Origin of the sequence: Corynebacterium mucifaciens (assembly GCF_012396315.1) — a bacterium.
GTDB lineage: Bacteria > Actinomycetota > Actinomycetes > Mycobacteriales > Mycobacteriaceae > Corynebacterium > Corynebacterium mucifaciens.
Map to the genome: position 1 here is coordinate 23,806 of NZ_JAAXPF010000015.1, position 13,403 is coordinate 37,208.

Genomic DNA, 13,403 nt, shown 5'->3' on the forward strand with positions numbered 1-13,403 from the left:
TCCGCGGGCGTGGGGGTGTCACTAGACTTAGGCCGGTGACTACCCATCAGCTGCCCCCAGTGTGCATTCTCGGCCTCGGACTCATCGGCGGGTCCCTCATGCGCGACCTCCACGCGCGCGGCGAGCGAGTCTACGGCTTCACCCTGCACAGCGCTCGCGGGGCGAGACGGGAAGGGTTCGACGTCTCCAATTCCGTGGAGGAAGTGCTGCGCCGCGCCGAAGATGAGCGCGCACTGGTCGTGGTCGCGGTGCCCATGCGCGCCGCCGCGGGCGTGCTCGACCAGGTGGCCGAATACGCGCCCAGCTGCTGGGTCACGGACGTGGTGAGCGTGAAACAGCCCGTCTACGACCTCATCGTGGAGCGCGGCATGGAGGCCCGCTACGTGGGCGGGCACCCCATGGCGGGCACGGAGTTTTCGGGCTGGACCGCCTCACAGGAGGGCCTCTTCGCCGGGGCAGCCTGGGCCGTGACCTACGACTACGCGCGCGAGCACCCGGATGACGCCTCCTGGGCCGAGCTGTTTACCACCGTGTGCCGACTGGCCTCTGTGGTGGGCGCAGAGGCCGTGCCCGTGTCGGTGGGCCGCCATGACGAGGCCGTCGCCCGCGTCTCCCACCTCCCCCACGTGATCGCCGAGGCGCTGGCGCTAGTCGGCGACCGCGGCGGCACCCTCGCCCAATCCCTGTCCGCGGGCTCCTTCCGCGGCGCAACCCGTGTGGCCAGCACCGCCCCGGAGCTGGTGCAAAACATGTGCGAGACCAACGCAGAGTCCCTCGTGCCGGTGCTGGACGAGTACATCGCGCGGCTGCAGAGCGCGCGCGACGCGCTGGCAGCCACTCCCCCGTCGATGCAAGAGCTCGCAGAGTCGGGTCACCGCGCCCACCTGCGCATGGCGGCGCGCAAGGGTGCCCGGCGCGAGTCGGTCTCTCCCGTGAAGATTTCGTCTCGCCCGGTGATGCGCGTGCACCCGGGTGCGGCGGGGTGGGTGACGCAGCTGACGCAGATCGAGTCCCTGGGTGGGCGTGTCGAGGTGTTTTAGGCACACAAAACGCCCCAGGCGCAATGCCTGGGGCGTGAGGTGTGGTGCGCCCGGAGGGATTCGAACCCCCAACCTTCTGATCCGTAGTCAGATGCTCTATCCGTTGAGCTACGGGCGCATTTCCTTCTTGCTGTCTCGCGACAACGAAGAAGAACATTACACCCAGGTGAACTTCCGGCCAAAACAGCAGGCCAGACGGGTAAATTACAGCCCGAGAACCGACTTCGCGATGAGGAAGTAGATGATCAGACCCGTCGCGTCGCAGAAGGTGGAGATGAAGGGGTTAGAAAATACCGCCGGGTCGGCGCCGACGGTCTTGGCCACAATCGGCATCATGCCGCCGACCATCGCCGAAATCGTGCATACGCAAAACAGGGTGGCGCCGATGACCATTCCGATGTCTTGGCCGAAAACGGCCCACGCAATGCCCAAGCCGAGCACGCCGAGCACCGCCCCGAGCGTGGCGCCCACTCGAAGCTCGCGCCACACGACTTTGAGGATGTCACCCTTGGACACATCGTTGAGCGCTAGCGCCCTTGTCACCGTCGTCGCCGCCTGGTTGCCGGTGTTGCCGCCGGTGCCGGTGAGCAGCGGGATGAACAGGGACAGGACGGTGACCTCAGCGAGGGTGCCCTCGAATATGTCCAAGACCTGCACCGTCAGGATTGCGGAGAGCGCCAGCACCAACAGCCAGACAATGCGCGAACGCACCAGCTTCAACACCGGCGTGGACAGGTACGGCTGCTTCAGGGACTCGGAACCGCCCTGGCGCGCGGAATCCTCACTGTCGGCGTGTTCGACGATGTCGGCGGCCTCGTCGTGCGTGAAGATGCCCACGACGCGGTTGCCGTGGTCCACCACCGGGAACGCGAGCAGGCCCGACGACAGCAGGCGCCGCGCGGCGTCCTCCGCCCCGTCGGTGTCGCGCAGGGACGGAATCTCGCGCATGATGTCGCCCACCTGGGCGTCCGGCTGCGCGACGAAGAGGTCGCGCAGGCTCACCGCGCCGCACAGTGTGCGCTCGTCGGCCACCACAGGGATGGTGTAGATGGTCTCGAGGTCGTCCGCGTGCGCGCGCAGTTTCTCGACGACATCCCGCACCAACTCCCCCGGCTCAACCACGGCGACCTGCGGGCTCATTTCGCGGCCGACCGAGCCCTTCTCGTACCCCAGAATCAGGTTGGTGTCCGCCCTGGCGTCCTCGTCGAGGTCCCCGAGAAACCGCTCGGCGATCTTCGGCGGCAGGTTGTCCAGCATGCGCACGCGGTCCTCCGCGCCCAGCGAGCTGAAGAGTCCGGCGACGTCGTCGCTGGCCAGCTCCTCCACGATCTCCGCCTGATGCACGGGATCGAGTACATCGAACACCGCTGACGCGCGCTCGGGCGGGAGCAGGCGGATGAGCACCGCCCCGCGTTCCGACGGCTGTCGCTCCACCACGCGAATGATCTCGTGCAGCGGAATATCTGCGAGTTCGTCTTGGATGCCGTCAAGGTCCCCGGAGTCGATCCGGCGCCGGCGAAGTTGTTTTTCAAGCTGGGCGAGCGTCGCCCCATTGGCCGTATTCACACGGTGAGGGTACCCGCCCCGACTGTGCTGCGCCCGCACAGCCACCCCGAAAAGCATTGTGCGCCCGGAGGGATTCGAACCCCCAACCTTCTGATCCGTAGTCAGATGCTCTATCCGTTGAGCTACGGGCGCGGTGGCGGAGATGACAGGATTTGAACCTGCGGCCCCCGTCAAGGGGGCAACTCCTTAGCAGGGAGCCCCATTCGGCCACTCTGGCACATCTCCAAGCCTCGATCCATCCTACCCGGAACGGTCCGCGCGACCAAATGGCCTGCAGAAAGTCCGTATACTCGCCAGCATGAAAATCCACACCTGGCTCACGTCCGGCCTCGCCGCCCGCGACACCTCCGACAACCCCTCTGACTACCTCGTTTGGTTCCCCGCCAAGCTGGATTCTCTCGCCACCGGCCCCTTGGTCGGCGAGAGCGCATCAGTGCCCTTTTACCTCACCCCGAAGACCTCCGCGCTGACCACAACCTCCGAAGGCATCGTCCTCCTCGGCGTCCCGCTCGGCGACCTCCAGGGCAACTGGCGCGCCGACAACCTCGGCACATCCACCGAGAGCATCGAGGAGCTCAACGATCTCCTGGGCAGCAACTTCGCCTACCGCAACGACGGCGCCGCGGTGGTCCAGCTGCGCGGCGAGTTCCCCGTCGAGCAGGTCCAGGTTGTAGCCGGCCAGAACCGTCCGGACACGAAGCGGGCGAAGGATTTGCTCGCCGGCGTCCCCTCGGACTTCCCCGGCGAGCGCCAGTTCCACACCATGCCGGAGCTGTTCCCGGACGAGCTCGCCTAAAAGCGGCGGAGACGGCGGGATTTGAACCCGCGGAGGGATAAACCTCGCCGGTTTTCAAGACCGGTGCATTCGGCCGCTCTGCCACGTCTCCACGTCGCCGAAAAAGCGACGAAATTACTGTACACCATGCGAAAGAGGAGCCCATGAAAGTGATCAGCAAGGACCTTCAGCTTGACGACGCAGCTACGCCCTCCCTCCGCGACGGCGAAGTCCTCGTCAAGGTGGCCGCGGCCGGTGTGAACCGCGCCGACCTGATGCAGGCCGCCGGGAAGTATCCGCCGCCGGAAGGCGAGCCCGAGATTATGGGGCTGGAGTGCGCGGGCGTGATCGCGGACCCGGGCACCACGGACCGCAAAGAGGGCGAGCAGGTCGGTTGTCTGCTCGCTGGCGGCGGGTACGCGGAGTACGTCGCGGTGCCGGAAGGCCAGCTCACGCCCATCCCGCAGGGGCTGACCCTGGAGGAGACCGCCGGTGTGGTCGAGGCGGCGTGCACGGTGTGGTCGAACCTCGGCATGCTCGCAGGCATCCGAGAGGGCGACCGGGTGCTCATCCACGGCGGCGCGGGCGGCATCGGCTCCTTTGCCATCCAACTGTGCAAGGCCATGGGGTGCGAGGTGGCGGTGACCGCAGGGTCCGCGGAAAAGCTGGAATACTGCCGCCAGCTCGGCGCCGATGTCCTCATTAATTACAAGGAACAGGATTTCGCGGAAGAACTGCCCGGGTGGGCGGACGCGATCCTGGACGTCGTCGGTGGGCCGTACCTGGAGCAGAACATCAAGGCCCTGAACACGGACGGGCACCTGATCGTCATCGCGGTGCAGGGCGGGCCGAAGGGCACCCTGTCGCTCGGGCGGATGATGCCGCGCCGGCTGTCGGTCACGGCCACCACCCTGCGCGCGCGGCCGCGGCCGATGAAGGCCGCAATTGTCGCGTCCACCGTGGAGCACGTCTGGCCGCTTCTCGAGTCCGGCGCGATCACACCGAACATTTCACAGCGCTTCCCGCTGGCGGACGCGAAGAAGGCGCACGAGCACCTGGATTCCGGCGAAAACACCGGGAAAATCCTCCTCACGGTTTCGTAGCCGAGCGGAAGCGAGGCTACGCCAGCGACGCCACCGTCCGCACCAGTTGCTCGATGTCGTTCTGGGTATTAAACGGCGACATGGAGATGGTGACGGCACCGCCCATGTCGGCGACACCCATGTCGTCGAGAAGCGGGCTCGCGCAGGTCTGGGTGGCCACAATGCCGTTGGCCAGCAGGCGGCGCAGCACGGTCTCCGAGGGCACGCCGGTGACGCCGAACGCGAGGCGCGGAATGCGCTCCACACTCGTGTCTTCTGCCGCCTCGCCGCTCACGCCCACGATGTGCACAGCGGGCAGCGTGCCCAAAAACGTGTGCAGGTCGTCGCGCAGCCCGTTGAGGTACGCAGTGGTCTCCCCCATCGAGTGCTTGAGGCGATTGCGGCGCGACGCGCGCCCGGCCGGCGCCTCCACCAGCGAGGCGTAGTGGTCCACGACGGCGGGCACCCCGCCAGCCAGCCCCTGGGAAACCTGCAGGTCCAACGCGCCCATGTCGAGGCGGTTGAACATGGCGGCATCGCGAAAGATCAGCGCTGCGATGTCCAGCCCGCCCAACTGGGCGACATCCACCGCCGCCACGTCAGCGCCCCAGGCGTCCAGGTCGAGGGGGCGATAGGGGGCGTACGCCGTGGCGTCGACAAGCACCCACGCGCGGGACTTTTCCCGCACCGCGTCCACGATGCCGGACACGCCAACCACGTTGCCCAGCTCGGCGTGGGCCGCCGGCACGGACACCAGGCGGGTCGAGCCGTCCGCGATCTCGGCGTACTGCCACGCCGGCAGGTCGCCGGTGGCCAGGTCGGCCTGCGCCCACTTCTCCTCCATCCCGGCGCGCTGCAGCCGCGCGGTTAGCGGCGCCCGGTCCAGCGGGTTGAGTACGACGGTGGAGCTGCGGCGCAGCATCGGGCGCATCGCCGCCACCAGCGCCGAGTACAGCGCCGGCACGTTGGGGCCGAGGATCACCTGGTTCGCGCCGACCCCGGCCAGGTCCGCGATAGCCACGCGCGCCATCTCCGGGTAGAGCTCTCCCTCGGGCTGGCCCAGCAACTGCTTGGAGTGGGAGCCCAGAACCGGCTCCGGCGGCGGCACGGACGCCGCGCTGCGGACGCTGCGCCACACCGCCGAGGCGACCTTTTCCGGCACCTGGGGCTGGTGGTGGGCGTTGAGGTACGTCCAGCCGTCGCTCAGCGAGGTGTACAAGCCGCGCACCCCCCACACGTCATACGCCACGGCCGACCTCCCTTCACGCAAGAATGCACCTCATTATGCACGCCCGTCCGACACGGCGCACACCGCCAGCTCGGGCACCAAAATGCGGTGCACTAGGGTGAACTGCGTGCACAACGTAGAACAGCTGCGCGCCGACGTCGCCCGCATGACCAGCCCTCCGGGCGAGAACACGCCGCCGTCGAAGTCCAAGACTTTCGGCCGCGCGTTCGAGGATCTGGTGCGCGGATGGAACCAGCACGAGCTGTGGCTGCAGCTGGGCTGGCAGGACATCAAGCAGCGGTACAAGCGCTCCACCCTGGGCCCGTTGTGGATCACCATCGCCACCGGCGTGATGTCGCTGGCGCTTGGCCTGCTGTACTCCATGCTGTTTCAAATCGACGTCGCGGAATTCCTCCCCCACGTCACCGTCGGGTTCATCGTCTGGGGCTTCATCTCCGGCTGCATCAAGGACGGCGCCAACGTCTTCATCGACAACGAGGGCCTGATCAAGCAGCTCCCATCGGCGCTTTCCGTCCACGTGTACCGCCTGGTGTGGCGACAGGTGCTGTTCCTGGCCCATAACATGGCGATCTGGCTGCTGCTGGTGCTCATCTTCCGCATCCCGTTGACCCTGCACACCCTGCTGTTCATTCCGGGCCTGGCGCTGCTGGTGGTCAACGGCGTGTGGGTCGCCATGTTCTTCGGCATGGTGGCCACGCGTTTCCGCGACGTCGCGCCGTTGCTCGAGGCGCTCGTGCAGCTCCTCTTCTACGTCACACCGATCGTGTGGACGACGCGCACGCTGAAGGAGCAGGGCGGAGTCGTCGAAAAGCGGGCGATGCTCGCGGAAATCAACCCGCTGTTCCACTACCTCGAAATCGTGCGCGCCCCGCTTATCGACGAACCTCTGGCCACCTACCACTGGGGCATCGTCATCGCGTGCACGGTGGCCGGTGTCCTGATCACTTTGCTCGCCATGAAGCGCTGGCGCTTCCGCGTGCCGTACTGGGTTTAGGAGGGCTCGGACTTGGTTTCCATCGACACCTACAACGCCTGCGTGGACTTCCCCATCTTCGACGCGAAATCCCGCTCCCTGAAGAAGGCCGTGATGTCGTCGGCCGGTGGCACGATTGGCAAAAACGACTCGAACACCGTGGTTGTAGAGGCGCTGCGCGACATCAACCTGCACCTGCGCGAAGGCGACCGCGTCGGCCTTGTCGGGCATAACGGCGCCGGCAAGTCCACGCTGCTGCGGCTCTTGTCCGGGATCTACGAGCCCACCCGCGGCGTGGCCGACGTGCGCGGCCGCGTGGCGCCCGTCTTCGACCTGGGCGTGGGCATGGACCCGGAGATCTCCGGTTACGAGAACATCATCATCCGCGGTCTGTTCCTGGGCCAGACGCGCAAACAGATGAAGGCGAAGATGGACGAGATCGCGGAGTTCTCCGAGCTGGGCGACTACCTCGCCATGCCGCTTCGCACCTATTCCACGGGCATGCGGGTCAGATTGGCCCTTGGCGTGGTCACCTCCATCGAGCCGGAGATTCTCTTATTGGACGAGGGCATCGGCGCCGTCGACGCCGCCTTCATGGCGAAGGCCCGGGTGAAGCTGGCCGAGATGGTGGAGAAGTCCGGCATCCTGGTGTTCGCCTCCCACTCCAACGATTTCCTGGCCCAGCTGTGCACCACCGCCCTCTGGGTGGACAAGGGCGAGATCAGGGAGGCCGGCCTCGTCGCCGACGTGGTGGGCGCGTACGAGGGGCCGGAGACCGGCGAGTACGTCGCGGAGCTGGTGGAGCGCTTCCACGGGGAGGGCGAAGCTGGCGTCGGCAAGCAGTAGGCCCCTCCAAATTAGTTCACCGGCTAGTGAACAAACCTCCGAAATCGCCGGTGATTTGTTCACTACCCCCAGGTCGGGAATTTGTTCACCCAAATGTGTTCACCCAACCGGTTTGCCGGAGTGAATTCTTTTCCGGAGCAGGTCCTCAATGAGCTCCAGGCACTCAAACATGGTCTCCGAGGCGCACCGTGCAGGCGTCCAATCGCCGCGGATCATTTTCAACGTGATGGAGGAGTCCTTGTTCCTCTGCTTCCGCTCCCCGTGATGGGCACCGTCATACATCACTGCGACTTTGATCTCCGGAATTGCCAGGTCAAAGACGGTGACAATCACCCCGTCGACGATAAACGGCACCTGTTCCTGCGCAGTGCACCCGTACTCGGCCGTCAGCGCCCGAACCAGCAGGCGCATCTCAGTTTCCTTGGGCGAGTCCGCGAGACAGCTGCTGCGGGCCAGCACCCCTTCCAGCCACTCGGCGTTGATCTTCTGCGCGGCCGCCGCCCGGATCTGGGAGGGCTGCACGCCGAGGAACCTGCGCGCGCAGTCAACGAGCTGGATCGCCATGACCTCCTCCTTGGTCAAGCCGGCAACCCCTACCGTCGCCCATCTGTGCCCGCCACGCGTGATCTCCTTCAGCGCCTGCACCACCGCGTCGGCGGGGGCCGCGGCCCGAATCGTGACGCCCCGGTGCCTGACTTTCCACACCTCACCCGGCCTCGCACTCGGGCGTCGCAGTGCCGGGGAGCATGCCCCGCCCGGCTGGTTTTTGGACGTAGCGCAGAACAACAGCGTGTCCGCCCCCTCCACCAAAAACCGCAGCCCGTACAACGCCAGCGCCGAAAACCCGCCGACCACGGCGCCGGGCCGCTCCACCGCGTGGGCAACCGCGCGCGCCGCCGCCGGGGCCCAGTAGGGCACCCCGCGCGGGTGGTGTTTGGCCCCCAGCTCCACCTGCCACTGCTCCCGACAATGGTTCACCGCCAGGTAGCGCTTCCCGCTGATCCTCTTGTACTCCGTCCCCGCAACGCGCTGGCTCGCGTGCGTGAGCACCGCCTCAAACTCCACATCCATGCCCACTTAGACGCAAGCCAAGCGCGTTTGGATCCCTCGGGCACAATAAAGGCCATGACTGCGCTTGATCCCCGCGGCACGACCGCCGCCGTGATTGTCACCCACCGTCGTGTTGAGCTGCTCAAACACTCGCTGGAGCAGGTGGTGAACCAGACGCACCCGGTGGATTGGGTGATCGTGGTGGACAACGGGGCGCAGGACGAGGTGCGGCAGCTTCTCGACGACCTCGCGGCCGAGCGCGCGGTCTATCTGCCCTCGAACACAAACCTCGGCGGCGCGGGCGGGTTCGCGTACGGGTTCCTCCACGCGCTCGCCCTGGGCGCCGACGCCATTTGGTGCGCGGACGACGACGGCCGCCCGAAGGACCACGGCGTCTTGGAGGAGCTGTACCGAACCGCCCAAAAGCACCAGCTGGCGGAGGTGTCCCCCGTGGTGGCCAACATCGACGACCCGGAAAAGCTGGCCTTTCCGTTGAGGCAAGGCACCACCTGGCACAGGCGAGTCGACGATCTAGAGGGCGACTTCCTCCCCCGATACGCCAGCTTGTTCAACGGCGCCCTGATCTCCGCGAAGGCGATGGAACGCATCGGCGTGCCGGACTACCGCCTGTTCATCCGGGGCGACGAGGTGGAGTACCACCGCCGCCTGGCACAGTCCAAGCTCAAGTACGGCACGGCGCTGACCACCTTCTACCTGCACCCGGACGGCTCCGGCGAGTTCCACCCCATCATGGGCGGTCGCGCCCACGCGCAGTGGCCGGACAACCCGACCAAGCGCTACTTCACCTACCGCAACCGCGGCTACATCATCAACCAGCGCGGTATGAAGACAATGCAGCTGCAGGAAGTGGTCCGCTTCGGCTGGTTCTTCCTCGTGGAAAGGAAGGACCCGAAGGGCTTCGTCGAATGGCTGAAGCTGCTCAGGCGGGGGGCGCGAGAGGATTTTCGGCGACCTTAGCCTCCTTGAAAATAAGGTGCCGCTGCAGCTCGAAGTTGGTCACGGTGGCCACGCCCTGCGCGATGACGAAGGAGACTGCGTCTTTCCACGGGTTCACCAGGCCTAGCGACGCCAAAGGTACATCCGTCACCCGCCACAGCACCAACTGGACCGCGAAGGTCACCGCGTAGAGCACGAACACGGCGCTGGCCTTCTTCGCGTTGATCTTGGCGTTGAAGGAGAACTTGGAGTTGAGCACGTACGCGGCGGCGGTGCCGAATACCCAGCCCACGGCCTTGGCGAAGTCGCGCTGCCACCCCAACGGCTCGTTGAGGGTGTAGGTGATGCCAAAGTCGATCACGGCGCAACCCACACCGATGAGCAGGAAGGGCACAAGCTGCCGTTTCAGGGTAGAAGTCGAAGCCACGGGCGATTACCCTACCCGCGCATGAGCTGGCGGTAGATTTCCAACATCGCGGCTTGGCTCCTCTCGCCGGCGACGGCATCGAGTCGGGCGAGGGACTCGGCGCAACGGGAGCGCATCTCGCCGTACGATTCCTCGTGCCCCAGCGAAGAGAAGATACTCTGGGCAATCTGCGCCGTTTCTTCGCCCGCGCAGCAGGTCAGCGCGAACACGATGGACCAAAACGCGTCTCGGGCCACCGGGTCGTCTTCGACTGGCAGTGAGGCCAGCCTCGGCCCCGCACCCACGTCCAACGCCTGCAACAGCGGCGCAAAGTCGTGGCCTTTGGCCCGCGCCATGAACTCGCGCACCTCGGCGCGCAGGCACCCCACCCCGGTAACCTCGCCGATCAGCCGCGCGTTGACCTTCGCGATGTCGAAGGGAACGCCGCCAAAGGCGCCGGAACCGGCCACGCACACGGACGGCGGGGTGGATTCGTCGCGCGGGTAAATATCTGCCAGCTGCATTTCAAAGGACCAAAGGCCGCGGGAAAAATGGGTGGATTGGCCGGGCGACCGGAGGACGTCGTGAAGCTTGAGCTCCTGCGGCGCGTCCGCACCGATACCCGTGGTGCCGAAGACCTCACCGACGACGTGGCAGCACTCGGCGATGGAGGTGGTTTCTTCGATGCCGACCCAGCGGTAGACCGCCTCGTCCGACACAAGCCCGACGCGCACGAGCAGCGTCGCACCCGCGCGGCGGCGCGCAAGGCGAATCACCGGCGCCAGGTGGCTTGAGCGGTAGAGGGTGCTGGACATGGCGCCCAATATAGGCTTATCCGGCATGAGGAAGCATTACAAAGGCGACGACCCGGACGCGATCCACGAGGCCGCGCAGCGTACCGACGCTCCGTTGTCCGACTTCATGGTCCGCCTGATGGCGGAAGAGATGCCCTTCGTGGACTCCAAAGGCAGGACGAGGATCTACGAGATCCTGCGCGAGCACAAGGAAGCCGGCAAACCTGTGATTTCCAGCCAAGAAGAGCTTCCCGCGGAGATTCGTAGCATCATGGACCTGTAATTCCCGCGTAGGGTTAGGGCCATGGAACTGACAACCCGATCCCTCTACGGCTGGGGCCGCACAGCCCCCTCAACTGCGCAGGTCCTGTCCACCGCCGACGTGGACACCATCGCCCAGGCAGTCAAGCAGGTGGCCGACGAGAACTCCGAGCTTCCGGAGCACAAGCGTCGCGGCGTGATCGCGCGCGGCATGGGACGCTCCTATGGCGACCCCGCCCAAAACGGCGGTGGTTTGGTCGTCGACATGACGCCGCTCAACCGCATCCACTCTATCGACCCGGACACCGGCATCGTGGACGTGGACGCCGGCGTGACGCTGGATCAGCTGATGAAGGCGGCGCTGCCCTTCGGCCTGTGGGTGCCGGTTCTGCCGGGTACCCGGCAGGTGACCATCGGCGGCGCCATCGGCCCGGACATCCACGGGAAGAACCACCACTCCGCCGGCTCGTTCGGCGACCACGTACTGTCCATGGAGCTGTTGGTGGCGGACGGGCGAGTGCTGCACCTGGAGCCGAACGGCGAGAACGCCGAGCTGTTCTGGGCCACCGTCGGCGGCATGGGCCTGACCGGCATCATCCTGCGCGCCCGCATCCAGATGACGTTCACGGAAACCGCCTACTTCATCGCGGATACCGACCGCACGGACACGCTCGACGAGACGATCGCCCTGCACTCCGACGGCTCGGAAGTGAACTACACCTATTCTTCCGCCTGGTTCGATGCCATTTCCGGCCCCCCGAAGACCGGCCGCTCCACCATCTCCCGCGGTTCGCTGGCCACCCTGGACCAACTCAAGGAGTTCGCGCCGAAGCTGGCCAAGGACCCACTGAAGTTCAACGCCCCGCAGCTGATGACGGTGCCGGACATCTTCCCGTCCTGGACCATGAACAAGCTCTCGCTCATGGCCATCGGCGAGGCGTACTACCTGATGGGCAAGCCGTCCAGGAACGACGTGAAAAACCTGACGCAGTTCTACCAACCGCTGGACCTTATCGGCGAGTGGAACCGCGGCTACGGCAAGGCCGGCTTCCTGCAGTACCAGTTCGTGGTGCCAACCGACGCCGTCGAGCCGTTCAAGGACATCATCTACGACATCCAAGCTTCCGGCCACTACACGGCACTGAACGTGTTCAAGCTGTTCGGCGAGGGCAACCAGGCGCCGCTGTCCTACCCGATGAAGGGTTGGAACGTGTGCGTGGACTTCCCAATTCGAGAAGGCCTCAACGAATTCCTCGACCGCCTCGACGACCAGGTCATGCAATTCGGCGGCCGCCTCTACCTGGCCAAGGAGTCCCGCACCTCCGCGGAGAAGTTCCACAAGATGTACCCGGAGCTGCCCGCTTGGCTAAAGACCCGCCGCGAAATCGACCCGACCGGCGTGTTCGCGTCCGATATGTCCCGCCGACTCGAGCTGAACTAAGGAGAACCGACCATGTTGAATGCAGTAGGCCAAGCCCAGCACATCCTGCTCCTCGGTGGCACGAGCGAGATCGGCCTCGCCATCGTCGACGAGCTCGCCTCCCGCGGCGGCAACCCCACCGTCACCCTGTGTGCGCGCAAGGACTCCCCGCGTATCGACGGTGCTATCGCCGAAGTCCAGCGCGCCGGCGCAGGCCACGTGCGCCTGATCGACTTCGACGCACTTGATTTCGCCTCCCACCCGGCCGTCATCGACGCCGCCTTCAAGGACGGGGAGGTCGACGTCGCGGTTGTGGCGTTCGGCACCCTCGGCGACCAGGAGCAGCTCTGGCAGGACCAGGCGGCGGCAGTCGCGTCCGCGCAGACCAACTTCACCGCCCCGATGTCCGTCGGCGTCCTGCTGGGCCAGCAGATGAAGCGCCAGGGCCACGGCAAGATAATTGCGATGTCCTCCGTGGCGGGCCAACGCGTGCGCCGCTCCAACTTCGTCTACGGCGCGTCCAAGGCCGCCATCGACGGTTTCTACCTGCAACTCGGCGAGGCCCTGAAGGACGACGGCGTGACCGTCACCGTCGTGCGCCCCGGCCAGGTGCGCACCAAGATGACCAAGGGCCTTGACGAGGCCCCGCTGACTGTGAACAAGGAAGACGTCGCCGAGGCAGCTGTCGACGCCGCCCTGGCCGGCAAGTCCTCCGTGTTCGTGCACAAGCTCTTCGGCCCGATCTCGATGGTACTGAAAGCCATCCCGGCGCCGATCATGAGCAAGCTGAACTTTTAGGGGCGTCTAGAGGTTTTTCGGCCGAAAAAGTTCCCCGCCCGGGAACTTTCTTCAAAAACCCCTTAGTGCCAAGGTGGTTGTGAACGACGAACCGTAGGAGGTTTTGTTCATGACCGATTCGCAGTTGCCTCAGTTGGTGCCGTCGGTGTTGACGTCGGCTCCGGCTGTTGAGGTCCCGGTGGTTGC

General features: G+C 65.9%; 14 protein-coding genes and 4 tRNA genes. 9 read left to right on the forward strand and 9 right to left on the reverse strand.

Going from position 1 to position 13,403, the window contains the following annotated elements; genetic code table 11:
• The first annotated feature begins 35 nt into the window (after positions 1-35).
• Entirely contained in the window at positions 36-1,040 is a 1,005-nt protein-coding gene (locus HF989_RS10030; protein WP_168686170.1) for a prephenate dehydrogenase, read from the forward strand.
• Between the two features lie 42 nt (positions 1,041-1,082).
• Here the strand turns inward: HF989_RS10030 and HF989_RS10035 are convergent.
• From HF989_RS10035 to HF989_RS10050, 4 genes are all read right to left on the reverse strand, one after another.
• A tRNA-Arg gene (locus tag HF989_RS10035) sits at positions 1,083-1,158 on the reverse strand.
• Between the two features lie 86 nt (positions 1,159-1,244).
• Positions 1,245-2,606 carry a magnesium transporter gene (gene mgtE, locus HF989_RS10040; protein WP_168686172.1) on the reverse strand — a complete coding sequence of 454 codons (1,362 nt, stop codon included), beginning with the start codon at positions 2,604-2,606 and terminating at the stop codon, positions 1,245-1,247.
• Positions 2,607-2,665: 59 nt separating this feature from the next.
• Positions 2,666-2,738 (reverse strand) — tRNA-Arg (locus HF989_RS10045).
• 2 nt (positions 2,739-2,740) lie between these two features.
• Positions 2,741-2,831 (reverse strand) — tRNA-Ser (locus HF989_RS10050).
• A 73-nt stretch (positions 2,832-2,904) separates the two neighbouring features.
• On the opposite strand from HF989_RS10050, the gene HF989_RS10055 reads away from it, so the two are divergent.
• A complete protein-coding gene (locus HF989_RS10055; protein ID WP_168686174.1) occupies positions 2,905-3,402 on the forward strand; it encodes a hypothetical protein in 498 nt (165 codons plus the stop codon).
• Positions 3,403-3,408: 6 nt separating this feature from the next.
• Here the strand turns inward: HF989_RS10055 and HF989_RS10060 are convergent.
• Positions 3,409-3,493, reverse strand: a tRNA-Ser gene (locus HF989_RS10060).
• A gap of 52 nt (positions 3,494-3,545) precedes the next feature.
• Here HF989_RS10060 and HF989_RS10065 point away from each other — a divergent pair.
• A complete protein-coding gene (locus HF989_RS10065; RefSeq protein ID WP_168686176.1) occupies positions 3,546-4,484 on the forward strand; it encodes an NAD(P)H-quinone oxidoreductase in 939 nt (312 codons plus the stop codon).
• 16 nt (positions 4,485-4,500) lie between these two features.
• On the opposite strand, the gene HF989_RS10070 is transcribed toward HF989_RS10065, so the two are convergent.
• Positions 4,501-5,712, reverse strand: coding sequence for an aminotransferase class V-fold PLP-dependent enzyme (locus HF989_RS10070; RefSeq protein ID WP_168686178.1), 1,212 nt, complete (start codon positions 5,710-5,712; stop codon positions 4,501-4,503).
• 82 nt (positions 5,713-5,794) lie between these two features.
• On the opposite strand from HF989_RS10070, the gene wzm reads away from it, so the two are divergent.
• Both wzm and wzt read left to right on the forward strand, forming a co-directional pair.
• Positions 5,795-6,706, forward strand: a complete 912-nt coding sequence (wzm, locus tag HF989_RS10075; protein WP_168686180.1) for a galactan export ABC transporter permease subunit Wzm/RfbD — start codon at positions 5,795-5,797, stop codon at positions 6,704-6,706.
• Positions 6,707-6,718: 12 nt separating this feature from the next.
• A complete protein-coding gene (gene wzt / locus HF989_RS10080; protein ID WP_038609105.1) occupies positions 6,719-7,531 on the forward strand; it encodes a galactan export ABC transporter ATP-binding subunit Wzt/RfbE in 813 nt (270 codons plus the stop codon).
• A 99-nt stretch (positions 7,532-7,630) separates the two neighbouring features.
• Here wzt and HF989_RS10085 read toward each other — a convergent pair whose 3' ends face one another.
• Positions 7,631-8,602 (reverse strand): hypothetical protein, encoded by a 972-nt coding sequence (locus tag HF989_RS10085; RefSeq protein ID WP_168686181.1) that lies wholly within the window; start codon positions 8,600-8,602, stop codon positions 7,631-7,633.
• A gap of 54 nt (positions 8,603-8,656) precedes the next feature.
• Here HF989_RS10085 and glfT1 point away from each other — a divergent pair, with 54 nt between their 5' ends.
• A complete protein-coding gene (gene glfT1 / locus HF989_RS10090; RefSeq protein ID WP_168686183.1) occupies positions 8,657-9,559 on the forward strand; it encodes a galactofuranosyltransferase GlfT1 in 903 nt (300 codons plus the stop codon).
• On the opposite strand, the gene HF989_RS10095 is transcribed toward glfT1, so the two are convergent.
• Both HF989_RS10095 and HF989_RS10100 read right to left on the reverse strand, forming a co-directional pair.
• Positions 9,522-9,965 carry a GtrA family protein gene (locus tag HF989_RS10095; RefSeq protein ID WP_343033603.1) on the reverse strand — a complete coding sequence of 148 codons (444 nt, stop codon included), beginning with the start codon at positions 9,963-9,965 and terminating at the stop codon, positions 9,522-9,524. The two genes, glfT1 and HF989_RS10095, sit on opposite strands and share 38 nt — an antisense overlap.
• 11 nt (positions 9,966-9,976) lie before the next feature.
• Complete coding sequence (locus HF989_RS10100) at positions 9,977-10,759, reverse strand: hypothetical protein (protein WP_168686185.1); 783 nt, start codon at positions 10,757-10,759, stop codon at positions 9,977-9,979.
• Between the two features lie 25 nt (positions 10,760-10,784).
• Here HF989_RS10100 and HF989_RS10105 point away from each other — a divergent pair, with 25 nt between their 5' ends.
• Genes HF989_RS10105 through dprE2 form a run of 3 tightly spaced genes read left to right on the forward strand, consistent with a single transcriptional unit; the run spans position 10,785 to position 13,217 of the window.
• Positions 10,785-11,021: a hypothetical protein gene (locus HF989_RS10105; RefSeq protein WP_168686187.1), complete on the forward strand. Its 237-nt coding sequence runs from the start codon at positions 10,785-10,787 to the stop codon at positions 11,019-11,021.
• Between the two features lie 21 nt (positions 11,022-11,042).
• Positions 11,043-12,440: a decaprenylphosphoryl-beta-D-ribose oxidase gene (dprE1, locus tag HF989_RS10110; RefSeq protein WP_168686189.1), complete on the forward strand. Its 1,398-nt coding sequence runs from the start codon at positions 11,043-11,045 to the stop codon at positions 12,438-12,440.
• A gap of 12 nt (positions 12,441-12,452) precedes the next feature.
• The gene (gene dprE2, locus HF989_RS10115; RefSeq protein ID WP_168686191.1) at positions 12,453-13,217 is read left to right on the forward strand and encodes a decaprenylphospho-beta-D-erythro-pentofuranosid-2-ulose 2-reductase; all 765 of its coding nucleotides are present in this window, start codon (positions 12,453-12,455) and stop codon (positions 13,215-13,217) included.
• Positions 13,218-13,403: the final 186 nt, after the last annotated feature.